We start from the raw sequence: 23,334 nt of genomic DNA on the forward strand, positions 1-23,334 counted from the left end.
TCCCCGGGGTGGAATCGCTGAAACACGAAAGTTACAAATCCTTTAATTGCAGATTCGTATTTTGTGATTCCACGAAATCGCCGGGTAGAAGTAATTACTCAAAATTTTTTTACTTTTCCAATCAAGGAAATCAGAAAGGGAAATTATGAATATCAAGATGCTTCTTGGCGGTATCCTTCTTGCGACGTCAATGCAAGTCAGTGCGAGTGAATTTGACAGTGGAAGTGATGAGTTCACGCCGCGCCCGCTACCTCAGTATTCTGAAGCTGAACTTCAAAAGAAAATTGAAAACGAGATGGCTGTGGCGTGTTCGGGAAATCTTTGTAAAATCGTCGGGCAGGACAGCAGCGGCTCTGGCTGGACAGTGCAGTTCCAGGTGGGTTACGGCCGCGCCAATGGCGGTAATGGTGACACGATCTATATCGGTGACTATGACGGCGGCGATAGCAACAACGGCTTTGCCAGCATCACTGTGACATACAAAAACTACAAATGCCGTTCCAATCTTCTGGTGACTCCGGCGGTCTATCGTTTTGTGAACACTTACCTTTACAACATGGTGAACTCTGATGGTTCCGTGAAAAGAAACTTCTCACCTGCGGATCAGACCGTGGTGCTGTTCTATACAACCATGCTGAATAAAGTCAGCTCTTGCGGCACAGGTATGAACTAGAACGGTTTTTTTGAGGAGGAGTCTATGGCTAAAAGTATGATTTTAAGTTTATTGATTTTTGGGATGACGGCAGGAGCTTATGCGCAGGTGGCATCACCTTTGGCTTTGAATAAGCTGCGCATCACCAACCGCGCCCAATGTGCTATAGACTCCGATCATCCGACCGAATCAGCATTTATTGTGGTTGATGGCTACAATGCAGGAAAGGTCGTGCATTCCCTGGCAAAAAATATTGGCGGCAATCCTGAAGAAGCCAGCTCGTTGGGTATGCAGCAGTTCCGCATTGCAACCAGTCGTCTGACGAAAGCGATTATTAACAAACTTTTGGCGGGGCATTTGCCCTTGCTGCCCACAAATCTAAAAACCTCGAAGCTAAGCGGCTACAATGCCATTGCAGAAAAATGTCAGGGTCAGACTTATTGTCCGGAACTGAATTCATATCTTGCAAAGCTGTGGGACAATTCAGAAGGGGCCGGTGTTAAGTGGGAGAATCTGGATAAATTCACCGGTGCCAACTTTATCACTCTGAAAAAAGCCGATCGTGTGGCCTGCTATTATCTTAAAAGATTTTCTTCACTTCAGGAACAGCTAAACTCTGTTGAGGTGGACAAGGAAGCTTTGCTTTCCATCGCTCAGGCGGCGCAGGAGCAGGGAAAATACGTCACCGACTGCGAAAATCTGGATAAGGCACTGGAATCCCGCAATGCCATCGTGCAGATGGACCTAAAGCTGCCTGCATCACTGGATTTCCAGGCGGTTGGATTTGATTTCTGGAACAGTGTTAAGATTTATCTTTCCTTTGCCTGGCGCTATTCCAATATACCTTTGCAAGTGGCGCCGCAGTATGGCCAGTTGTTCCGGTCGATTGCACTGGAAGAGTCCATCATGATGATTCCCAACGGCTGCCGCAGTATCGAGAAGCCGGAATGTGATGCGGCGACGCTGTCATTGAATAGTATCCGTGAACTGGCACGCCCGGACGGGGACCGTACAGAGCACAGCAAGGAAATTCCCAAAGGCCCCGAAGACGACGTGGTGAATCGCGGCCCACGTGACGTGAACGACGACTTCCTTGGCACCCGTAGTTATGAAGAAGCCGCTGACTGGGTGGAAAATTTCCGTAAGAACTATGTGTCTGCCCGCGGTTCCATGAAAAGCCGCCTGCAAAGCTCCATTCAGTTTTTAAATATCATCACCTCTTCGATGAAGCCTGCTGAACTGGCGGAGTTTGTGAAACCATTGATGTTTGCCAAGAGCTACTCAAATCAGCATCGCGATGAACTTTATTATCTTTGCACCGAGGCCCGTCTGGCCGGAGATAAACGACTGGACTTTATGAAGACCGGTATCGACCGTGTGCAACAGATGGATGTCATGAAAAGATCCTTTGAAGGTTCTCAGACAACGCTGGCCGAAGCTTCAAGCTATTTTGATGAGGTCAGCACCAGTGTGGTTTCTTATTGTGATTCCCTGGAGCGTGAACGCTTCTGGAATGTTGAAGGCTACACTGTGAACAGGAATGGATTCAATGCGTGGGCGCGGGAGCTTTTAAATATTGCTCCACCGGCGACAATTGCCGCGGATATCAAACCGATGCAGTTTGGTGCACCTTTGTTGGTGTGGGATTTGGCCCGAACCTCTGAGCCGGGAAATTCAATCTGCGCCTCGGCAATAGAATGCTCCCGTCGTTTGATCAAAGCCATGGTCGATCTTTATTCGGTTGCCAAGTATGCCGATGCCTTTCTGCCGGTGAACTCCACTGTGGCAACGCCGGATGTTTTCAACCCATATGCGGATCTGAAGGCCTGCAAAGTCTATGATCCCTGGTTCCAGACTCGCCGGGCAAACAAACGCCTTATGGCCGATCTGGCCAGTTCCGCTTTGTTTGGCTGGAATGCGCTGCCTCTTTATATTGATGTGGACTTCAAGGCACCCAAAGTTACAAGTCTGAATCAGATGATCTCCAAGGGGGTCGTTCGTTTCGATCCTAAAATTGAAAAAGAAAAAATGCAGATCGCTTTATTGGCGGACTTCGGTCCGTTGATGGGAGCTCCCTGTGCGGTGGCGCTGGCTCCAAACAGTGCCAAGGATTTCAACTTCTATGCCTTTAACGGTATTTCCGTGAACTATTGCAGTGTGAAGGATGGCGGCACCAGCGTGGGAAGTTCCCCGGGGAATATTCAGGCAGGAGCGCCTAACAGCCGTTCTTATTGCGGAGGCTGTTCCATCAACTTTGTCGGGGTTGCCGGAGGTGCCGCTGTAACCAAGTCCTCACTGCCTTTGAATCCCATCAAACTTGGGGTTTATCTGTTCCGTGCCATTCATCGTTTTGTGACTGCAAAAAAAGACAAGGTCAATATTCCGCGGGTTCAGGAGGTCGATGTGAATCAGGTGCTGGCCACGTATAAAAAATACGGCACGATTCCGGATCATTGTGTGGATCAACTGGGGGCCGGTGTCGGCTGCTATCAGAATCTTTGTGCCGCGAAAGCTGCGGATCATTTTGAAAAGTACACCGGAGAAAAAGTAAAGTCGCTGACTGTGGAAATCGTTCGCGAGGAGGGCCGCACTGATGAGATCACCAAGTCCGTGGATATCAAATCGGACTACTGTCCCGGCGAAGTTCGCGTCAGCTTCACCTGTAGCGAAGACGGAAAATCCTTTAAACCACATAAACGTTTTGGCGGACTGTATGGCTTGAATAAAGCCTGTCGAAATAAAATTGGACAGAATTTCTGGGGCTTCTGATGAAAAAAATATTTTTGTACGTTTCTGCGTTTTTGTTAATGGGATTGTCGGCCAGCGCCTTTGTGGTGGAAACAGGATATATCCAAAACAACTCCGGACAATATGCCAAAGCGGTTCAGGTAAGCTGCAACGCCCAGACTGCCCCAATGTGTCAGGATCTGTGTGGGAATGCGTCGTCCTGTCAGCGTGAAGAGCCGTTCTGCCGCAATTGCGCCGGGACAACGTCTCCGCTGCTGCGTCAGCTTTTTACGGAAATATCCAGACTTTATGAAATTAAGGGCCAGCTGATTAGTCCGGAACCTTTTGTTCAGTTCATGAAATCGCAAAAGTACGTCCTGCTGGACAGTAAGAGTGTTTTCAATTTTTACACTCCTGTCGGTGGCGAGGCTTTTGTGAAAGAACTGGTCACTATCTGCCAGGGCAACAGTGAAGAAACACTGCTGGCAGTTCGTCTGGACACGGTGAATGTTCCTGTGGAGCTAAGTTATGTCCTTTGCCGGGAACCAGGGCAATCCACACGGGTGCACGAAGTCCAGCTTCGTCGTCCTGATTTTGGCGCGCGCCCTTTGAAAACCCCATTAATTTTTAATTTGAACTGAGAAATCAGTTTTTACAACAACACCCTTAAGTGGGAAAGGAGACAACATGAAAAGTTTGGTAAAGGCGGTTGCAACGGCTGCCGTCACCCTGATGGCATTCCAGGCGAATGCAATTCAGGTCAATTACAGCTTCCGAGTAAACAGCTCGGGTCCAAGTATCTATCCGTGTAATGCCGGTTTGCTGACCAAGGCAGACACCTATGGCGATAAGAAAATCTGTTATTATGAAGGCACGAACACTGCCTGTACCCCCAAGTGTGATGGCCTGGATTGTGATGGCGGGGCAAAACCCACACCACAATTTGCTTTGATGGATTTGAATCCAATGTCAACACAAGGTCTGGACACTCAGGCGGGCTGTGAGGCTGCGGGTCGTAACTGGGTGAACACACCAACTCACGCCAGCAATGTTCCTCCGGGAGTATTGGGCAGCGAAAAAACGCAGGCAGGTCCTGGCAAGTTCAGATATTGTGATGTTTCCTGTAAAACAAACGGTCATACCTTCAACACTCAGAACAGAACATGCACCAATCCGCACGGTGGCGACAACGGCGGCAACGGCAACACATGCGTCTGTTCAACTCAGGAAGGTCGTAAATACGGTAACTACGTTCACGCAAGCTGGACTAAGTGGGAAGACCGTCAGGACCCTCACACTGACAAAGTTTCCGGCGTAAGCCCTTACTTTGAGTCTTTGTTCGGGGAAGTGGATGCGTTTGACAGAGTTCTGGACAAATTGTCCTTCAACCTGGGAAGCGAAACTTACAATGCAGCTTACTTCGTTGATATTTGCTACCGTGGATCTCAGATCGACTACAGCCACTACAAAGCGGCTTATAAAGTGATCGCAGAGGCGTCTTTGACAGACATCGGCTACAAATACAATGGCAAAGGCTACAGTGACTTTGCGGATCTTGATGTTCAGGCTCACCTGATCTGTACATCTCAGACTCAAAGCTGTGAAGACGGAAATTGCAGCGATACGGACGAGGAGCCAAACGGCAACAACACTCCTCAGTTCGACAAAGACATCACTCAAATCAATGACCCGGTCAGCAACCATACGAAGTATCTTGCTGGCGATATCAAAGATTTGATCAGCGGTGCAAACTTTGTTCAGTCTATCGACAAGAACACTCCGATCTACCTTGATAAATACAACAAAGGTGCTGCGGCGAAGTTCTGTAAAGTTCGTTACGTCTTTAAAGAAAAAGATGGTCTGAGCTCTTACCCAAGACTGCGTAAATGGCAGAAACATGGCGCGAACATCTGCACGCACACGAAAATTGAAATGGCAGATCTGGACGGCAACTGCCCTAATTGTAAATAGTAAGTTCCAGTTGGAAGGAGTCAGACATGACTAATATTGGTGGTTCTTTTAAAAATGAGTTACGGATCTTGGGACATCTGCTCCTTCTGATCGGATCTTTGACAATGTGGAATTCGGCTCATGCATCTGGATGCGTGGTCGATTCCGACGAGAAAATTCAGATCCAAATCTCCCCAGCGACACAAAGCTGGGGGGATTATTCGGGAAATCAACTGATTCCGTCCACTTTGGTGGATAAATGTGAAAAGGATTCCGGTCGTTTTTTGATGATCAGTCTGGGGTCCGCATTCTGGGATACAACCAACACGGGTTTGAACACCAGTATCTTTGGTGATCATGCCGCCAGAAACTGCCGTATTAACAATTCCCAAAATCTGGGGGAATTTAAAAGAGATCCGGCAACAGAAAGTCTGCAACGCCAGTATAAATTTATCCGTTCATGTTTTGATGTCCGCGTCGTCGATGTTGGCGGCGAACCTCTGATCGCCAAAGAAAATCAGGAGTTCTGCCAGATCAAGCGGGAAGACGATGGGGCGCTGACCTTGAGTGGGGATATGTGCTTTTTGAAAATCCGGGCCAGAAACAAATTTGCTGTTCAGCCTGTCTTTAAACGCAAGTGTCTTGATCCGGCTTATTTGCAGGAACTGGGGGTTGAACCTCAGGATATGTATGCAAAACTCAATACTCTGGTTGCCGGGGATGACACTGGAAACAGTGAGGACCTGACTCACATCGGAAGTCGCCTGCTGCATCTGAACATTGCGCCTTCCTCCAAACTTCTGAATCTGACAGAGGACTTTGGACTTATGACTCCACGATTTGTCACTGACTATAGCGTGGATTCAGATATTGCCGGAATCGAACTGAAACAACAGTCCGATCTGGCGGAACTTCAATTGAAATTTTTAGTATCCAATTTGGCACAGAAGAAGTGCGCAGGTGCGCAGTGTGCCAGCATTTCCAATTATACTCAGCCGTTCTTTGGCCAGATTGAATTATATAATCTTGGGAAAAACCGTCAGACGTTGGTTGACGAATGGTGGGACGGGGGCTTAGTGCCGCCGAACTGGCAGGGGCTGGTTCCAGGCATGAAATTCCGTTTGTCTGAAGGCTCTTTAAGAGAAGGCGGCAGATACCGTCTGATTGTGACCTTCCAGAATCCAACCGATGACTATGCGATCTTCCTGTCCGGATTTAAACAGATGTTGCTGGCGATGTACGATACAGAGGAAGCTCAGGTGGGAATTGATATTTTCCCGAATATTTCGTCACTTAGCAATCTGGGCAATCTGCCGTCCTTTGGGGGGCTGGGGTCGTTGGTTCGTCATAATCAGGGCGTGGCTCTGGGGGAAGTCGTGCGGGGACTGGATGGAATTATTCAAAGCCAGATCTGGCCGCCGTACTATGAACGTGTTTGCAATGATCAGATCTCGTGCACAAAGGTGGGTAACAAAAAGTTCCATCAAAAATTTATCATCGACTTCGTTGTCGGCGGTGTGGATATGGAAACCGGTGCCCAGATTCTGCGTGATGTATCCATTTCCAAACGCAGTGTTTTGGGGGGGAACTATGATAATAAAACCAGCGGATTTGCTTCGCTGACGTGTGAAAGATAGCACCATGAAACAGGTTGCTTTTATTATTGTCCTGATCTGGGGCCTGGGGGCCACGGCCACGACCGGAAGTGTTTTGGGTTCAGCTTTAAATCCTGCAACAGGAGAGGAGCTTTATGCCTGCAATGCCAGAATTCGCAGTCAGTCTGCCACCACAGAGCAAATCTGTGTGGATCTGCGCACGGGAGGCACCTGTGACCCTGCCAGAGTCAGTCCCACAGACGGGCCCTGTCAGTGCTATGCCAAAGAGATGATCGGCAATCAGATTGTTGCGACGGGTGGAGATGGCAAGATCAGGGCGATTCACAGTACGTCGCAATGGCAGCAGTTCACCGCCAGCGACAGTTTGTTTTCCGGAAGATTGAACAGTCTGGAAGCGGAACTGGGCAGCGAGATTTTAGGAGCCGAATACGGGCTTACATATTGCTATAAGGGGCCGTTTGCCACAGAGGGAATTGATCGTTCTTTGGGGCAGTATCTGGTTGATTTTACCTTGCAAGGCAGTGCGTATGCGGTGGCCCTGGATTCTGTGAATATCAAATACGCCTGTGATTTGCGTAACCGGGGGCAAAGTGCTGCGGCTCGCAAGCCAACTTCAAATCCGAACTATGACGATTTATATGCTGACTTCCAACGGGAGGAGAATATCTATCGTCGCGTGGACGATAAAAGCCCCAGGGAAATTGGCTATCAGCAGGTTCGTCTGTCTTTGAATCAGGTGGCACATGAAGTGCCCCGGTTTTGTGTGATCGAGGTGCGCTTTAAGGAACGCTCCGGAAAAGACCTTAAGCGGGACAAGTCCGGAGCCACTTCTTTCCAGGGAAGTCTAGCGGTATATCAAGGCTCGTTATGAGCCTTGATATCTTTTGATAGCCACGCTGGCGACAAGGTCTCCGATCAGGAAGGCGATTTCGCGGGCGTGTTGTTCTTTTTCTTCAGGATTTAGCTTTTGCAAAGTCTGAAGTTTTGTCAGTTCGTTGGAAAAGCCCATAGAGCGGGACAGGAACTCTTCCAGCACCAGCCAGGCCTGGTCTCTTTCAAAAGCTCTTAGCATATCCAGTGAAAGCACATTCGTTGTGCCTTCCCAGATCGAGAACACCTGCGCATCACGTAGCAGGCGGGGGATGCCGGTATCTTCGATGTAGCCAGCTCCGCCAAACATTTCGACCACCTCGCTGGAGATCTGCATGGCTTTTTTCGCCGTATAAAGCTTTAAAATCGGAGTCAGGACACGCAGAAGAATTCTTTCTGAAGCCGAGGCCTCACCAACTTCCTCTTTACCCAGCAAATCCGCGACCAAGAAACAGAAATTGATACAGCGGCGGAAGTCTGTTTCTAAAGATTCCAGCGTGATCTTGTGCAACGGATGATCGATCAAAAGCTTTCCAAAAGCCTGACGTTTGCGGGAATAGTTTTGTGCCAGATCCAAAGCGCGGCGCATGTGTCCGACGGCGCAAATGGAATTATAAATACGGGTGATATTCAAAACGCTGGCAATGCGTTTTACACCTTCCCCGGCGCTGCCGATGATGCGGGCCGGAGTTCCCTGTAAACTCAACTCTGCCGTTGGCAGAGCTTTGGTTCCCAACTTGTCTTTCAGGCGGTGAATCTGAATGTTGTTCAACTGCCCCTGATCATTGCGCAGTTCTAAAAAGAACAACGCCAAACCTTTGGAACCTGCTGGAGCCCCCTCAGGACGGGCCAGGGTCAGGGCCATTTGCGAAGTTGTTGCAGAGGTGAACCACTTTGTCCCATGCAGAGAGTGTGTGGCACCAAATGCACTGGTGCCGGCAAAAGGATGGGCATCCGTGGACGTGCCACTGACGTCGGAACCCCCTGTCCTTTCGGTCATCCATTGGCCCGCCGTCCAGAAGGTTTTCGGATCACGGGACAGTAGGTGAGGCAGGACCCGGGATTTAAGGTCTGTGTCGCCATAAAGCTCGATAGCCCGGGCTCCACCGTCGGTCATCGCCAGCGGACAGGAAAAAATCGCCGAGCTGGGAGAATACAGATACAGTAGCGCCATCTGGTAAGCGCGGGATGCCGGACCGAACTTGCGGTCATAGGCGGTGGCGACGATTCCTTCCTCGGCAGCCACACGTTCAAGAGCTTTCCAGCCGTGAGATGTTCTGATTTCATCAATGCGACGTCCCCAAGGATCAAAAGGGACGTGCTGGGGAGGTTGAGCCTCAGCTTCTTCAGCCCAGGTCAGCATGTCCGTCACAGCGCGTTCGCCAAGATGATCCAGATGCGGAAGAGCTTCTTTCTGAGCATCAGCAGGCAAAAGAACTTTAAGGATTTTCTGAAGAGTTTCATCGGAACGGAAGGTGTTCGAAAGGCTTGGGCCTTCTTGATAAAAATTTTTCATACCTCAAAGTTTAGGCTTTTAGAGGCAGAGTTCAAGAATATGTCGGGGGCCCCGTCTTTTTTTAAAAATATGTTGCCGTTTTGTAAGGTCCTACATATAAGAGCCGCTCTTTTAGGGGGAGGCGTTTTTGAACCGATATTTATTGGTATTGGCGACTATTGTTTTGGCGTCCTGTGGACTTTCCAATCGTCCACAAATCAGCGCTAAGGAATCCGCAGCCATTATGGGCGGTACGGATGTGGCTGAAAGCAGCACGTTGGCCTCTGGTATTGTGGGAATCTATGATCTGGAAAATAACGCTATTTGCACAGGTTCTTTGATTGCAGAAGGTTATGTTTTGACGGCAGCTCACTGTGTTTGGGGTATTAAACCCAGCAAAATCCGTCTGATCTTCGGCGTGGATATGGACGGCCTTCTGAATGCCCGGGAACAGGACATTGTTCAGACCTACACTCGCAGCGTGAGCGATTACAGAGTTCACTCCAGCTATGATCCGGATACTCAGGAAGACAACGAATTTGACTGGGGTGACATTGCTCTTATCAAGTTCCGTGGAACGTTGCCTGAAGGTTACAAGCCGGTTCAATTGCTTCCTGATGACAGCATCCTGAAGCGCGGTCTGACTGTGACTGTGGCGGGGTATGGAGTTTCTGAAGTTGAAACAGAACCGGTTGATGCTAGAAAAGTAAAAAATCTGGACGAAGCCCTGGAATATGGCGAAGTCATCTGCGACGACGATCTTAGAAACTGTCTGAAGGTGGAGATGTCCGGGGACGGACTTTTGCGCCAAACGAAAGCTCCGATTGCGGCCGTTCAGGAAACGGAAGTTCGTCTGGATGAATCCAAAGGTCATGGCACTTGTGCCGGTGATTCAGGTGGTCCGGCTTACGTTGAGCAAAATGGGAAGATGTATTTGTTCGGGGTTACCAGCCGTGGCAGTGCTTTGTGTGACAATACGGGTGTTTACACCAATGCGGTTTACTACAAAGACTGGATCACCCAGACAATGCCTAAGTTGCGCTAGGGCGCACCTTGAAACAGCTTATTGAGATCTGCTCAGGCTGTATTGTGAGATCTTCTGGGGAAGAGGGGTCCTCGGTGATCGTTAAAAAGGAGTTTCTGGAAAAGCTGCGCTGTCGGCTGCAGGAACTCCGACCGGACACTGAGTGGATGGTTGTCACCACTTCCTGCATGAGGTTTTGTCCACCTCAAAGAATGTCGATGGTTGTTGCCAACCGCATGGAAATGAGTCGCAGCAACACGGTTGAAAGTGTTGCCGACGACATTATCTTAAGACTTAAATAAATTTACAGTTGAGGACGCAGGCGCACGTATTCATTGATGGCGCCGGTGATGTGATAAAGCGAGCTGGCTTTGGCCGGTTGAATTTTAAATTCACCGTTTTCCAGCCAGGTGTCGAACCACAGACCTTTTTGAGGTGTCGCAAAGAACTTAAACAGTGTTGTCATGGCTTCGTCAGCAGCTTGAGCATACACAACGCGCTTGTGTGGATTTTCCAAACCCATTTGTAGAACGGCCTTGATGCGTTCGCACTGAGGCCAGAAGCGGGAGGAGCGCTGTTTTGTTGAAAGGTCACTCCAGACTTCATCATAGACGGATTTTCTTTCCGGCCACACGCCATGCTGTTCACTGATGGCGATCAGCTTTTCGCGAACCGCAGTCAGATCCCTGCCTGTGATATTTTGATAAAGCCCCAGCAACCAAGCCCATTCATACTGATGACCCGGTTCAAAGATGAAGCGTCCGTTTTCCAGAATTGGGGACCAGTCTGAATTAAAATGTTCTGCCAGTGTTCCTGATTTCGCATCAATGAACTTATTCAGGCACAAATGCAGAATTTCATCCCCCAACCTTTGCCACAGAGGATCTTTGTCGATAGCCATCCATGCCAAAGCAGATTCAAACATGTGCATGTGCGGATTGGCTTCGTACTGAACACCTTGTTCGGTCAGTTCCGTGAACCCGCCCTGAGGCAGGCGGCGTTCATTGTAAAGATACTGCACCAGTTGGCGCGCACGTTCTTTGTATTCCTCTTTGGGAATCACGGCATATGCATGGGCCAAACCAAACAACGCGAAAGCCTGAGCATAAAGATCCGGAGTGGTATTTTGGGCCACGCCTTCTTTGCTGGCAGAATGAATAAATCCACCAGAGGGCAAAGAGTAATTTTTGACCAGAGCGGCAGCCCCCAGTTCAATGGCTTTTGCAGCTTTTTCCCGGTCACAAAGCCCCAGCTCGGCAGCCATACGCAGACTGTAAATCTGACGAGCTTGTACCATCGAGCGGCGAGGCACATCCTGAGGTTCGCCTTGCAAAGAAAAGGACTCTACAAAACCGCCGTTTTGCCAGTCCACACCCTTGCTGATCCAAAGAGGAAGAACATCCTGCGATAGCCATTGCTTGCACTGATTGATCATAACGTCTCCACAAAATTACCAAGCTTTGCAGGTCACGATAGCATTGCAAAGTGACAGGAGTCCAGCACACTCTGCCCGGAAAGAGTGAGAATGGACAGAGTTTGGCGTGGTAAAGTATGTGTTTCATCCGGTGGCTTGCCACTGTCTGTGAATTCCTTCCGAATAAGATGAAGCGAACATCACTATACACAAACAAGGAGGAAGGTATGAAGAAGCTGATTTTATTTCTGGCATTTGGTTTGACGGGGGCATTTGCTCACGCCAATACAGAGGCTGTTTCTATGAACGATGAAGCCAGCATTGCGGGCAATCGTCTGTGGGCCTGTGGTTTGGCCTTTAAGGGGACATCAAAAGGCATCAAGGTTATCGTGGGGCACTTTAAAACTGTGGCTTACGGAACATTGAAGTGTAAGAGTGTCAAAGGCACTCGTTACACTCAGGATGTCCGCGTGACCATCGGGCATCACTGGATCGGAGCGACGGCGGGTATTGGTTATTTCAAACTGGCCGGGGTTTCCTCTGAAATCAGCCTGTTCAACTCTTCTCCGGATGTGATCCTTGGAAAATATCTGGTGGCACAGGGGGAAGCGGCGATTGTCGGCGGTGTCGGCGCCTTTACTGCGGTGAAAGTGGGACTGCCACAACTTGCAATGAATGTCTCATTGCAACTGCTGCATGGTCTGGGCATTCAGGTGGGTATTGATAAGCTGACAATTTCGGCTATTGATTAGATTTGAAAGTCACAAACAAAGAAAAGCGCCCCATCTGATCCAGAGGGGCGCTTTTTTTATGTCTATTGCTTTTTCACGTAAGCGTTTAGTTTCATGCCCGGAGCCATGGAGCTGGTAACCACAACCTGGGTTCCACGCGCCAGATCCTCGGTTTTGTTGGAACCGAAATCGACATTGAAAGTGATGGTTTTGGAACGATTGCTTGGACAGGTGAAGGTGCCCTTGAATTGTTTTGATGCGGCCAGTGTCCAGTTTTCATCCCAACTGACGCTGCTAAGCAGATTGTAGTTGCCGTTGCAGACTTCGTCTTCCGCTCCGTTGGAATAGGTTCTTTGCACTTCAAATTCACGGGTGTTCACCACGCGGAAGTTGGCATAAACCTTTTGGAACCCGGCGCGCGCTTCCACCTTATAGCGGCCGACCAGCGTGCCCGGCGTGATTTCCGCCGCCAAGGCTGACGATGCGGACAGAAGAATCATAGACGCAGATAGAAAATACTTTTTCATAAACGAACCCTCCATTGGTTGATGAGCTTTTATACCGAGGGTATGCTGAAGGGGACAAAGTAAAAGACGGAACTTTGAGGTTATACAAAAAGACGTCAGACAGGTTTGCTGTGGCATTTGCCACTTTAGGATGGTTATGCTGGGAAGAAATGTTTCCAAACTTCACTCTATGGATGCTCTGGGGATTGTGACGGCTCAGCGGGGGGATATCCGTGCCGAACGGCTGGAAGAACGTGTAAATCCCAAAGTGCCATTTCCACATCGCCATGATTTCTTTCAAGTGGTGATCGTGACAGCTGGTAAAGGCCAGCACAACATTGATTTCAATAGCTATCCCCTGACGGCGGGGAATGTTTTTGTGGTGAAACCGGGCCAGGTGCATCAGTGGCAGTTGACCAAGGGGACGCGCGGATATGTTGTCGAGTTCTATCTGGATGCTTTACGCTTGGACTTATTGGAAAAGACCCCGCTGCAAAGTTTGTATGATGCCCCGGATGTCTTCCGCCCCACGGCAGAGCTGCAAAAAGAACTGCGTTTTTATTGTGAAAAGATGTGTGTGGAGTTTGCAGAAAGAAAAATGGGATCGGATCAGGCTTTAAGAAATCTGCTAAGTCTGCTGGCCTTGCAGTTGCTGCGCACAACGGAAGCCAAACCCCTGAAAGCCAAAAAAGCTGAGGTCAGTTTTATGCGGGAATTTGAGGGGCTGCTGGAAAAGCATTTCAGTGAACAGCACAACGTGGATTTTTATGCCCGGACACTGGGAATTTCGCCCAAGGCCCTGACGATGAGGGTGCTGCGCTTATTGAATAAATCAGCTCGTGACGTGATTCACGAACGCTGTTTACTGGAAGCCCAAAGGTATCTGGCCTACACGAACTTGCCGATTGGGGAAATTTCTTTTGCGGTGGGTTTCCAGGACCCCAACTATTTCAGCCGGTTCTTCCGCGCCAAGCTGGGGCAAAGTCCCGGACAGTTCCGGGACCGATATAATAAAGCCGATTAGCCTTTAATAGGCGTGTTGCCGGTGTCTTCTGAAGCGCCTTCTTGATGGCTCAGCTCCGCATCCCGAGCCACTTTTCCAGTGATACCAACCCATTCAGGGAAGAACACCATCAAAGAGAAGTAAACAATCACGGAGAGTCCCGCCACTGCTAAAAAACCAAGTATAAACCATAATTCCATGGCATGCCTCCTTTAACGTCTTTCAATATAGACGATAATTCGTCTTTTTACCAGAGACGCCTTTCACATTCGATAGCACAAAGGTAACAGAAAGGTCCTTTGGGCTAGGAACGTCCGGGCTGCTGCTGCTTAAGAGCTTCGGCCTTTTCCACTTCAAGAATGTATTTCTTGGTGGCTTCCGGAAGCTCTTTCCACATACGAAGCGCCAGGATCAGTCCCAAAACCGCAAACGGGATCAGGAACAAAGGCCAATAGTGCCAGTTTTTCGCGGATAGATAACCAATCGACAGGGATTGCAGACCTGACCCCAGATAGACACAGCCATCGACAATGCCGGATGCTGTGGCTGTCATTTTTTTGCCGCCGAAATCAGCCGCCGCAGTTCCTGACATCAGGGAATGCACACCGATAACCGCCAGGGTCATCATGACTGCCGCCAAACCAAAGATCGTCGGATTTTTGGTCAGGAACACGCACATCACGATCAGTAAAAGAATCATCACGACATTGTTGATTGCTGCCGGAGGCCCGCGACGGGACTGGAACATGCGATCTGAAACAAGCCCGGCAATAAATCCGCCCAGCACACCAGTCAGGCACAGTAAAAGCCCCCAGTTTTTGATAAAGAATTCGGACCCGGCATAGAACGCTGGATTGGCGTCCTTGGTTTCATTGGCAAAGATCAGATACCACTGCATGATCCCGTTGCGCAAAACGCCCGAGGTGAAATCCACCATCGCTATAGTGATCATCACTGGGTTGGAAAAGACTTTTTTAAGAATCAGTCCCATCGTCATTTTGACGTTGTCGTCATCGTCAGAAGACGAGGCGTCCGCCGTGTCGAAGTCATCAAAGTTGGCTTCTTTCGGAGAATCCTTCAGAAGCACCATGTCGATCAGGGCCCAGACAATCAAAATGAAGGCGGGAATTGTAAACACCAGCCAGGTGGCATCGGTGGTTCCAGTATCAATCGCAAAGATATGTTGAATGAATTTTTGGAAGGCGGTTTTTTCACCTTCAATGTGCAGTTTGGAGGCCTCCACGATCGCCTGACCCCAGTCGAAGGCAAAGTACACACCAAATGAAATCAAAGTCCCGAAGATAGCACCAAAGACGCCGCGTTCACGGACATGGAACCAGTAGGCTTTGACCTTGATAATGGAAACCGCGCCATAACTTTGGAAGAACATATTAAGCGCGTATAGAACAGAGAAGGCCACCACCATATTGGTTTTCAGTCGGCCCATAAGATACAGATAGGTGGCTCCGCCCATAAGGATGTTCATCAGGGCTGAGCCCAGGGTGGCAATCAGAATCCCTTTTTTACCGCCTATTTTGTCCACCAGGGGTCCATTAATCAGGAAGGAAAGACCGTAAACGATGGTTCCGGCGGCGAAGATGATCCCGAATTGTTCTTTGGTCATCATGTCGCCCATGGCATTTTTGGAAACGTTCAGATTGTATCGAGCCATGTAGAGGAAGGCGTAGCTCATGCCGAGAGGGAACCAGTTAACGAAGCGCCTGAAGATAAATTTTTTCGAGTGATTCAGAGGATTGTTGTTGAAGTATAGGTAAATGACCGCGGCAAGACATATGCTGACGAGAAGTAAGGCCATAGCGTCTCCAGTGCGTTGTGCGGCCCCACACTATGTGAGAAATGTCTAAATGGCAAACTGAAGTCAGTAATATGAACAGGTTTATTTTTTCATTTAGGGCTGCGAAATGCTGCAGAAACTGCCAAGGTCTTTGACAGCGCTCTCAGTATGATCGCCTCATTGCGGACTTTTTTTGGTTCTTTGGCGGCGAGGTGTACAGTGAAACGTAAGAATTACCAGGAGGGTAAGATGAAGCGTGTTTCTGTAAAGCTTATATGCCTTGGAGCTGTGCTGTTCAGTTCCGCGTGCAGTCGAACGGTGAGCGAATCAGGCTCCGAGAACGACGCTGCCACTTCGAGTCAGTACAAGGGCGAGATGAGCACCGTCAGTTTCAAGTTGACCGATGCGCCGAATAAGGACCTGAAGTCAGTGGTGGTGGACATCGACCACATGGAGGTTCTGGTTGGCGGAGCAGGCAGGTCCGGACGCTTGCATTTGGCGCAAGGATTGGGGCCGGTGGATTTGTTGCAGTTGCAAAATGGGGTGACACTGCCTTTGCAGGATATTGTGGCCCCTGCGGGACTGCGGATTCAGCAAATCCGTCTGGTCTTGAAGCCTGCAGGACACTTTGCGGTGAAAGGGGACGATTCCATCTGTGAATTAAAAACCCCGAGTGCGCAAAAAACAGGCGTAAAAATCATTCTGACGAACAAGGTGGAGTTTGAAGCCGGTCACAACTATCAGGTTGTTGTGGACTTTGATGCTTTGAAATCCGTCGTGGTACAGGGGCATGGTGGCTGCCTGCTTAAACCGGTGCTGAAGTTGAAGTCTGTTCTGAAAACACCGGATGTCATTGAAGAGCCCGGCAGTGGTGAAGAGCCAGGCACAGTGGAACCTGAACCGACGCCAGAGCCTCCTGGCGAAGAACTTGTGACTGTGCCGGATACGAATGATGATTCCGATGATGGCTATGTGCCTATTGTGGATGGTCAGGAATATCCTGTTGTGACCGAAGAGGAACTTTCACAACTTTTATAAGTCCAGCGACTGTCCCGGGCTCTCGGTCGAGAGTCCGGGGTTTTTGAGTTGCCTCACTTTCTGGGCCCCGGCATCATGAGAGGCATGAAGCAACAATCCGTGAAAAGAAAATCCCAGCGCATCCAGAGTCTTTTGCAGGCCTGGCAGCAGCGTCTTCGTCAGCATCAGAATATTCGCCTGTTAACAGCCTTGGTCTTTCTGGGCAGCCTCGTCGTGCTTTCGATGATGCCAAATGCGCGTTCCGGTTTTACAGTGCCTGCGGTGTTGCTGGTGGTGTTTGTTATTCTGGTGGTGCGTACTCGTCGGATTCATCGTCATGTGCAAAGACTGACCCGCTGGAACGAGTTTTTGTTGCGTCAGCACAAACGTCTTTTAGGTCAGCCATCGGGTCGTTCCTGGAAACAGGCTTTTGACGCCTCGATGGAATTTCCCCTGATCCGTGATCTGGGGCTGGTGGGGTCACACTCATTGTGGACTTTGCTTGATGAAACTCTGTCTGAAGGCGGACTGCGCCGACTGCTGCAGTGGATGAGTCAGCCCCCTTCCGATATTGAAGTGCTTGGAAAACGTCAGGAGCAAATCCGTCAGTTGCGTCCGCAGGTGTGGTTTTACACACGTCTGGGAATTGAAACCAACTCCAATGACCTGAATCTTTCCACCTTGCAGATTCAGGACTTCCTGAAGCATTCATTTGTGGGGCCGCATTTTAAAGGTCTGCTGCTGGCAAATTTGCTCTTGTGGTTCATCACCGCAGGGCTGGCGGTGTGGGGCAGTACAACAGGCACGGTGTTGCCTGCGATATTGTTCATGGCATTTCCACTTTTAAGCCTTTTCAGTCTGGGGTCGGTGGGGTCCGCTTTTTTGCAGGGTACAGGGTTGTCACATCATCTAAGCGCTCTGGCACCCGTGCTGGAGGCGATTGAAAACAAATCAGCCAGCGACAAAGTGTTGCGTGATCTTTGTCCGGCCATCTTTCAGTTGTCGCCCTCAAGAACGGCGCAAAAACTGGAAGCAATTTTGGGCTTTGTGGGAACTCAGACCAATCCGATTTTACATTTCATTCTGAATGCAATTTTGCCGTGGACGGTGGTTTCTGTTTATTTCCTGGAGCGCCTAAGACGGAAGATGGCCCAGGATTTCCCATCCTGTGTGGAGGAGTTGTCAGAGTTTGAAGTGCTGGGATCATTGCTGATTTTTGATAAGTATCAAACACAGTGCTATCCTCAGTTTGCCTCTGTCCGCACACTCAAGTGCAAAAATATTTTCCATCCCTTATTGGATCGCAGTAAGGCTGTCGCCAATGATTTTGAATTCCCGGGGGATAAGTCACTGGGGCTTTTGACCGGTTCAAATATGTCCGGAAAATCGACGTTCCTGCGCACTCTGGGAGTGAATCAGACGCTGGCGAATATGGGGGCTCCTGTGTTTGCAGATCAGTTTGTGACCGTGCCTTTGCAGATTGAAACCTGCATTGAGGTCAGTGATTCCCTGCGGGACGGGTATTCCTATTTCTATGCAGAAGTGCGTAGATTAAAGGATATTCTAAATACAGCCGCTTCCGGGAAGCCTGTTTTGTATTTGATCGATGAAATTTTCCGCGGCACCAACAACCGTGAACGGCAGATCGGCAGCCGGGCTGTGATTCAGACTTTGGCGCAGGAAAAATCCGCAATGGGCTTTATTTCCACGCATGATCTGGAGCTCACGGCCCTGGAGGCCAACAATCCAACGCTGTTGAATCTGCACTTCCGGGAGGACATTGATGAAAACGGTAAAATGATTTTCCACTATCACTTGCGCTTGGGACCGTGTCCGACCACCAATGCTTTGCGAATCATGGCGGCTGAAGGGATCAAGGTCGAAGAGGTTTAAAATATACTCTGATAAAACCATCTGCTTCTTGGCAGCCGGTGGTTTACAGAGGAAAAAGTGCGCTATAATGACCTTGTAAGGAAGGAAACGATCCGGAAGTTTGGTAAGCGTTTTGAGATTCCATTCTTTCTTCGCCTTCCGCTTTTAGGGGTCGTCCGAAACGGGGCTTGACCGAAGGGTTGGGGCCCGTTTCCATTTCTGCGTCAGATTTCCAGTTCTTTAAGTCGGCTCTTCAGCAAATCACTGGCACAGTTTATAAAGGCCTGCAGGCGAGGCTGCGTGAATCTTTGCGGAGGATAGACGAAGCTTACCGGACGCAGATCAGATCGCCAGTCGGGCAGAATGCGCACCAATTTCTTGTTTTTTGACTCCGCTCCACACAGGAAGGTTGGCAACAGAGCAATCCCTTCACCGGATAAAGCCAGATCCTTAATGGTGTTCAGGTCATCAATTACCAGATCACCGGGCAGATTGACGGTGACCTTGTTGCGATTTTTATTAAGAAACTCCCAATGGTCCTTTCCCAAGGGCGTGAATTGCAGGCATTGGTGATCGCGCAGATCTTTGGGATGCAGAGGTGTGCCTTTTCTTTTAAGGTAAGCCGGGCTGGCAAAAGGGGCGAAATAGCTAAGCCCCAGTTTTTTGGCGATCAGGGTGGAATCTTTCAGTTCCCCGGCGCGAATGGCCAGATCCACGCCTTCGGCAATCAGATCCACACGGCGGTCCGTTAGAAGTAGTTCCAATTGGATTTTTGGATACTGGCGGCGGAACTCTGTGATGACATCTTTCAGCAGGCTGGGACCGATGATCGCCGGGGCGGTGACTTTTAAAAGTCCCTGCGGCTCGCCTTGTCCCTGACTGACCTCTTCAGTCGCAGTTTTCAGTTCACCAATGCCGACCTGACAGCGTTGAAAGAACAACTGTCCGGCTTGCGTGATTTGCAATTTGCGAGTGGTGCGATGAAGCAGGGTGACTCCCAGCCGTCTTTCCAAGGAGGATATTTTTGCACTGACCGTTGAGTTGGGCATTTCCAATTGTTTGGCTGCGGCGGAAAAACTGCCAGTCTGAACGACTTTGACAAAGATGGCGATTTCATTCAAGTCCATGAGTGAATTGTGCCTGAGACCCTTAAGAAAAACAAATCCGAAGGAGCCTTTGGCTCCTTCGGATTCTTTTTTAGCGTGAACCTTCGATGGCACCAATCTGACCCATTTTGCCATCCTGGAAATCAATGAAGGCCTGACGGATTTCTGCTTCTGAATTCATGACAAACGGACCGTAACCAACCACACGTTCCTCGATAGGCTCACCACCCAGGAAAAGTATTTTGGCATCAGTGCCGGCTGTCAGAGTAAAGTCTGCACCTTCGCGGTCCAGCACGGCCAGTTCAGCTTCCTGCAAACGTTCACCAGTGCCCAGAGTGACCTCGCCACTTAGGACAAAAACCGCTGCGGTATGACCGACTGGTGGGCTGAGTTCAATTTTGTGCCCGACTTGCAAGCGCAGATCCCACAAGTTGATCGGGGTAAAGGTTTTGGCAGGGCCTTTGGCCCCTTGGAATTCTCCGGCGATCACGCGTAGCTGACCTGCCCCATCAGGCAAAGCTACTTGAGGAATGTCTGCATTCATCAAACCCTGATAGCGGGGTTTGGACATTTTATCCTTCTTAGGCAGATTGACCCACAGTTGCACCATTTCAAAAGCGCCGCCTTTTTTCGCAAAGTCTGCGCCGTGGAATTCTTCGTGCACAAGACCCGAGGCGGCCGTCATCCACTGTACGTCACCGGGTTTGATGATGCCACCACCTCCGGCGGAATCACGATGTTCCACTTCACCGTCGTAAACAATAGTCACCGTTTCAAAGCCGCGGTGCGGATGTTCACCCACGCCACGGCGATGCTCGGAAGCAGGAAAAACCATCGGACCGGCATAGTCCATCAGCAGGAAGGGCGTCATTTCCCGGGCGATATCATTGTAAGTGAAAATCGAACGGACTGGAAAACCATCGCCGACCCAGTGACGCGAGTTACTTTGTTGAGAGAATAAGAGCTTTTTCATAACAGTCCCTTTCATTTGTTTTAACTATAGCACCGCAGGGACCTCTTGATTAGATGTATAAAATGGAAAGATTATTCATTGTATTGGATAATATCAGGACCTTGGCAGAGGGTCTTTGTCACGATGTATAAAAACGTTTCAAAGAAAAAAGCAGGGACCTTGTCACAGAAGGCCGCTGGGGCTCCTAATGACAGAAAGAAGCTTTGAAAGGATATTTATGATGAAGCAGTTCAAAGAATGGGGCGTTATTGTTTTGGCCGCTTTCTTGGTTTTTGTGGCGTTTGGAACAGAGGCTTTGGCGAAAGAGTCCTTGCAGATTGTGCCGAATCAAAAGGTCTGCATGGTGACTAACATGGTTTTCCCTCGCGATCAGATTCCGGTGGCCCATGCCGGGAAAACTTATTATGGCTGTTGTGAGAACTGCAAAAAAACTCTGGCGGAAGATGCCAGTGCCCGCAGGGCCGTGGACCCGGTCACGGGCAAGTCTGTTGATAAGGCCAGTGCCGTGATCGCGGCTCGCACGGATGGGTCCGTGATTTATTTTGAAAACAAGGCCAGCTTCGAGCGCTACAGCAGAGGCAAGTAACAATCGACCTTGGCCTGAGCTTGTTATTGAGAGTTGGCACTTCATCTCCGGATGGCTGGCTCTTCCTGGAAAGTCGCTATACTTTGAAGGCATAAAACAGGGAGGTTTTATGTACAGCAAAGTATCAATCAAAGGACATGGAATTCATCCCATGTTGGTGGCCTTTCCCATCACTTTTTATCTGCTTACATTTGTCAGCTTTCTTGTGTATCAGCTCGGGAGTGTCGAAATCTTCTGGTACAAGCTGGGATATTTTTCCAATATGGCGGCCGTGGCGTGCGCCGTGGTGGCGGCCATTCCCGGATTTATTGACTGGGCCATGGGGATTCCCAAAGACACCACAGCCAAAAGAGACGGCCTGATTCACATGCTGCTGAATGTTCTAACTTTGGGGCTGTTTGCGGTGAACGCAGTGCTGATCGGCGGAACCTGGGATATGCCTTTGAACTCGCTGGCATTTTCATTGGTTCTGACGGGAGTGGGCTGTTTAAGTCTGGTGGGTGCGGGAGCTTACGGATGGACTCTGGTGGCGATTCATAAGGTGGGTGTGCCGATGAGTTCCGAACAGGCCATCTTGCAGGATCGTTATGAACACGATGAAAGACCGCAGGATCATATCAGCTTCCATTGAAGGCGGAAACAATACAGGAATGCAGTCCTTGCTGCATTTCCTGCAAAAAGACTTGAGAAGCCTTTAAAGAGCTTTATAATTTCCACTGGTGAAATTATTCAAGTTCGGAGGCTTTCATGATTCCTAAGTTTGAAGTGACAACCATCATTCAAAAACCTGTCAGTGAAGTGTTTGATGCCGTTTACAATCCAAAAAAAATAAGCGGTTACTTTACCACGGCCGGAGCCTCTGCTCCCTTGGTTGAAGGCACGACCGTGCAGTGGGAATTTGCGGACTTTCCGGGGCCATTTCCGGTCGTTGTAAAACAAACCGTGCAGAATAAATTGCTGGTGATAGAATGGGAAGCCTCAGAGGGTGGCTACAACACTCAGACTGAATTTATCTTTGAAGAACTTAATCCTCGTGAAACCAAAGTTAAAATTTCAGAAACTGGCTGGAAAGAAACTGAAAAAGGCGTTATCAGTTCCTATCAGAACTGTCAGGGATGGGCGCAGATGGCCAGTGCAATGAAAGCCTATTTGGAATACGGGATCAATCTGCGCACAGGTGCTTACAAGGCGCTGTATTCCTAAAAAGAGTTGAACATTTTCAGATCCAAATTCATTCTAGTCGGAATGCTGAATAAATTTTTGCTGTTCTTTGCGGGTTCCATTCTGTTTTCGTTTCCGGCTTGGGCTGAAAAAGTTATTTTTGCCTCGTACGAGGACATCCCACCTAAAATCTACCGGGAAAAAGGCGTGCTGAAGGGAACTTACGTTGAGGTGATCCGTGAGGCCTGCAAAAGACTGAAAATTCAACCCGAGTTTGTAACCTTCCCCTGGGCGCGTGCGGTGGTGATGGCTCGCACTGGGAAGGTGGATGCTATCTTTCCGCCATTTGTGACCGAAGAGCGGAAAGAGTATCTGTATTTTTCCGAGCCCGTCAGTGAAACCCGCAATATGGTGTTTGCGCTGAAGAAAAGAAAAATTAAAGTGCAAAGTCTGGCTGATCTGAAGGGGCTGACCGTGGGGGTAAATAATCAGTATTCTTATGGGCGGGAGTTTGACAGCTATAAAAAGAACCTGCGACTGGATCATAGCAGCACGCAGGAAATGCTGATTCAAAAGCTGGGGCGTTCTGACGGTGTGAAACGGGTGGATGCCGTTGTGGCTTCTGAAGAGGCCTTTCGGTTTATGAGCAAGAGCCTGGGATACGGTGATATTTTTGAAGCCGTCTATGTGGTTTCAGAAAATCCGGCTTATGTGGCCTTTTCCAAAGCCAGGGACCCGGGACACAAAGAGCTGTCAGAACGCTTTGGCAAGACCTTGCAGCAGATGAAAAAAGAAGGTGTGATCCAGAGGATTTTTGATCATTACATGAAATAGAG

The 23,334-nt window shown here is 49.3% G+C and carries 23 protein-coding genes; 16 read left to right on the top strand and 7 right to left on the bottom strand.

Going from position 1 to position 23,334, the window contains the following annotated elements; translation table 11 throughout:
• Positions 1 to 145 precede the first annotated feature (145 nt).
• From EZJ49_RS06890 to EZJ49_RS06915, 6 genes are read left to right on the top strand one after another with little or no spacing between them, the layout of a single operon-like run.
• Entirely contained in the window at positions 146 to 673 is a 528-nt protein-coding gene (locus tag EZJ49_RS06890) for a protease (protein ID WP_262555385.1), read from the top strand.
• A 24-nt stretch (positions 674 to 697) separates the two neighbouring features.
• The gene (locus tag EZJ49_RS06895; RefSeq protein WP_262555386.1) at positions 698 to 3,421 is read left to right on the top strand and encodes a hypothetical protein; all 2,724 of its coding nucleotides are present in this window, start codon (positions 698 to 700) and stop codon (positions 3,419 to 3,421) included.
• Positions 3,421 to 4,020: a hypothetical protein gene (locus EZJ49_RS06900; protein ID WP_262555387.1), complete on the top strand. Its 600-nt coding sequence runs from the start codon at positions 3,421 to 3,423 to the stop codon at positions 4,018 to 4,020. The genes EZJ49_RS06895 and EZJ49_RS06900 overlap by 1 nt, the downstream gene beginning before the upstream one ends.
• A gap of 46 nt (positions 4,021 to 4,066) precedes the next feature.
• Complete coding sequence (locus EZJ49_RS06905) at positions 4,067 to 5,350, top strand: hypothetical protein (protein ID WP_262555388.1); 1,284 nt, start codon at positions 4,067 to 4,069, stop codon at positions 5,348 to 5,350.
• A gap of 26 nt (positions 5,351 to 5,376) precedes the next feature.
• Positions 5,377 to 6,966, top strand: coding sequence for a hypothetical protein (locus EZJ49_RS06910; RefSeq protein ID WP_262555389.1), 1,590 nt, complete (start codon positions 5,377 to 5,379; stop codon positions 6,964 to 6,966).
• A 4-nt stretch (positions 6,967 to 6,970) separates the two neighbouring features.
• The gene (locus EZJ49_RS06915; protein ID WP_262555390.1) at positions 6,971 to 7,816 is read left to right on the top strand and encodes a hypothetical protein; all 846 of its coding nucleotides are present in this window, start codon (positions 6,971 to 6,973) and stop codon (positions 7,814 to 7,816) included.
• Here the strand turns inward: EZJ49_RS06915 and EZJ49_RS06920 are convergent.
• On the bottom strand, positions 7,811 to 9,331 hold the full coding sequence (locus EZJ49_RS06920) for an acyl-CoA dehydrogenase family protein (RefSeq protein ID WP_262555391.1): 1,521 nt from the start codon (positions 9,329 to 9,331) through the stop codon (positions 7,811 to 7,813). The two genes, EZJ49_RS06915 and EZJ49_RS06920, sit on opposite strands and share 6 nt — an antisense overlap.
• 127 nt (positions 9,332 to 9,458) lie before the next feature.
• Between EZJ49_RS06920 and EZJ49_RS06925 the strand changes: the two genes are divergently transcribed.
• Together EZJ49_RS06925 and EZJ49_RS06930 are read left to right on the top strand one after the other, a co-directional pair.
• Complete coding sequence (locus EZJ49_RS06925) at positions 9,459 to 10,355, top strand: S1 family peptidase (protein ID WP_262555392.1); 897 nt, start codon at positions 9,459 to 9,461, stop codon at positions 10,353 to 10,355.
• Positions 10,356 to 10,429: 74 nt separating this feature from the next.
• Positions 10,430 to 10,636: a hypothetical protein gene (locus EZJ49_RS06930; RefSeq protein WP_262555393.1), complete on the top strand. Its 207-nt coding sequence runs from the start codon at positions 10,430 to 10,432 to the stop codon at positions 10,634 to 10,636.
• 2 nt (positions 10,637 to 10,638) lie between these two features.
• On the opposite strand, the gene EZJ49_RS06935 is transcribed toward EZJ49_RS06930, so the two are convergent.
• Complete coding sequence (locus EZJ49_RS06935) at positions 10,639 to 11,769, bottom strand: AGE family epimerase/isomerase (protein ID WP_262555395.1); 1,131 nt, start codon at positions 11,767 to 11,769, stop codon at positions 10,639 to 10,641.
• Between the two features lie 206 nt (positions 11,770 to 11,975).
• Here EZJ49_RS06935 and EZJ49_RS06940 point away from each other — a divergent pair, with 206 nt between their 5' ends.
• Positions 11,976 to 12,500, top strand: a complete 525-nt coding sequence (locus tag EZJ49_RS06940; protein ID WP_262555397.1) for a hypothetical protein — start codon at positions 11,976 to 11,978, stop codon at positions 12,498 to 12,500.
• A gap of 62 nt (positions 12,501 to 12,562) precedes the next feature.
• Here the strand turns inward: EZJ49_RS06940 and EZJ49_RS06945 are convergent, their stop codons facing one another.
• Positions 12,563 to 13,006, bottom strand: coding sequence for a hypothetical protein (locus EZJ49_RS06945; RefSeq protein ID WP_262555399.1), 444 nt, complete (start codon positions 13,004 to 13,006; stop codon positions 12,563 to 12,565).
• Positions 13,007 to 13,142: 136 nt separating this feature from the next.
• Here EZJ49_RS06945 and EZJ49_RS06950 point away from each other — a divergent pair, with 136 nt between their 5' ends.
• Positions 13,143 to 14,009, top strand: a complete 867-nt coding sequence (locus EZJ49_RS06950) for an AraC family transcriptional regulator (protein ID WP_262555401.1) — start codon at positions 13,143 to 13,145, stop codon at positions 14,007 to 14,009.
• On the opposite strand, the gene EZJ49_RS06955 is transcribed toward EZJ49_RS06950, so the two are convergent.
• Positions 14,006 to 14,188 (bottom strand): hypothetical protein, encoded by a 183-nt coding sequence (locus EZJ49_RS06955; protein ID WP_262555404.1) that lies wholly within the window; start codon positions 14,186 to 14,188, stop codon positions 14,006 to 14,008. The two genes, EZJ49_RS06950 and EZJ49_RS06955, sit on opposite strands and share 4 nt — an antisense overlap.
• A 104-nt stretch (positions 14,189 to 14,292) precedes the next feature.
• Entirely contained in the window at positions 14,293 to 15,681 is a 1,389-nt protein-coding gene (locus EZJ49_RS06960) for an MFS transporter (protein WP_262555406.1), read from the bottom strand.
• A 351-nt stretch (positions 15,682 to 16,032) separates the two neighbouring features.
• On the opposite strand from EZJ49_RS06960, the gene EZJ49_RS06965 reads away from it, so the two are divergent.
• Positions 16,033 to 16,821, top strand: a complete 789-nt coding sequence (locus EZJ49_RS06965) for a DUF4382 domain-containing protein (protein ID WP_262555408.1) — start codon at positions 16,033 to 16,035, stop codon at positions 16,819 to 16,821.
• Positions 16,822 to 16,905: 84 nt separating this feature from the next.
• The gene (locus EZJ49_RS06970; protein ID WP_262555410.1) at positions 16,906 to 18,693 is read left to right on the top strand and encodes a MutS family DNA mismatch repair protein; all 1,788 of its coding nucleotides are present in this window, start codon (positions 16,906 to 16,908) and stop codon (positions 18,691 to 18,693) included.
• A 203-nt stretch (positions 18,694 to 18,896) separates the two neighbouring features.
• Here the strand turns inward: EZJ49_RS06970 and EZJ49_RS06975 are convergent, their stop codons facing one another.
• Both EZJ49_RS06975 and EZJ49_RS06980 read right to left on the bottom strand, forming a co-directional pair.
• On the bottom strand, positions 18,897 to 19,799 hold the full coding sequence (locus EZJ49_RS06975) for a LysR family transcriptional regulator (RefSeq protein WP_262555412.1): 903 nt from the start codon (positions 19,797 to 19,799) through the stop codon (positions 18,897 to 18,899).
• A 70-nt stretch (positions 19,800 to 19,869) separates the two neighbouring features.
• Positions 19,870 to 20,751 (bottom strand): pirin family protein, encoded by an 882-nt coding sequence (locus tag EZJ49_RS06980; RefSeq protein ID WP_262555414.1) that lies wholly within the window; start codon positions 20,749 to 20,751, stop codon positions 19,870 to 19,872.
• Between the two features lie 187 nt (positions 20,752 to 20,938).
• On the opposite strand from EZJ49_RS06980, the gene EZJ49_RS06985 reads away from it, so the two are divergent.
• The 4 genes from EZJ49_RS06985 (at position 20,939) to EZJ49_RS07000 (ending at position 23,332) form a co-directional block, all read left to right on the top strand.
• Positions 20,939 to 21,337 carry a hypothetical protein gene (locus EZJ49_RS06985; RefSeq protein ID WP_262555416.1) on the top strand — a complete coding sequence of 133 codons (399 nt, stop codon included), beginning with the start codon at positions 20,939 to 20,941 and terminating at the stop codon, positions 21,335 to 21,337.
• A gap of 109 nt (positions 21,338 to 21,446) precedes the next feature.
• Positions 21,447 to 21,968, top strand: a complete 522-nt coding sequence (locus EZJ49_RS06990) for a DUF2231 domain-containing protein (RefSeq protein WP_262555418.1) — start codon at positions 21,447 to 21,449, stop codon at positions 21,966 to 21,968.
• 116 nt (positions 21,969 to 22,084) lie between these two features.
• A complete protein-coding gene (locus EZJ49_RS06995) occupies positions 22,085 to 22,540 on the top strand; it encodes an SRPBCC domain-containing protein (protein ID WP_262555420.1) in 456 nt (151 codons plus the stop codon).
• A gap of 42 nt (positions 22,541 to 22,582) precedes the next feature.
• On the top strand, positions 22,583 to 23,332 hold the full coding sequence (locus EZJ49_RS07000; RefSeq protein WP_262555422.1) for a substrate-binding periplasmic protein: 750 nt from the start codon (positions 22,583 to 22,585) through the stop codon (positions 23,330 to 23,332).
• Positions 23,333 to 23,334 lie beyond the last annotated feature (2 nt).

It is taken from the genome of Bdellovibrio bacteriovorus, assembly GCF_025558485.1.
GTDB lineage: Bacteria > Bdellovibrionota > Bdellovibrionia > Bdellovibrionales > Bdellovibrionaceae > Bdellovibrio > Bdellovibrio bacteriovorus_G.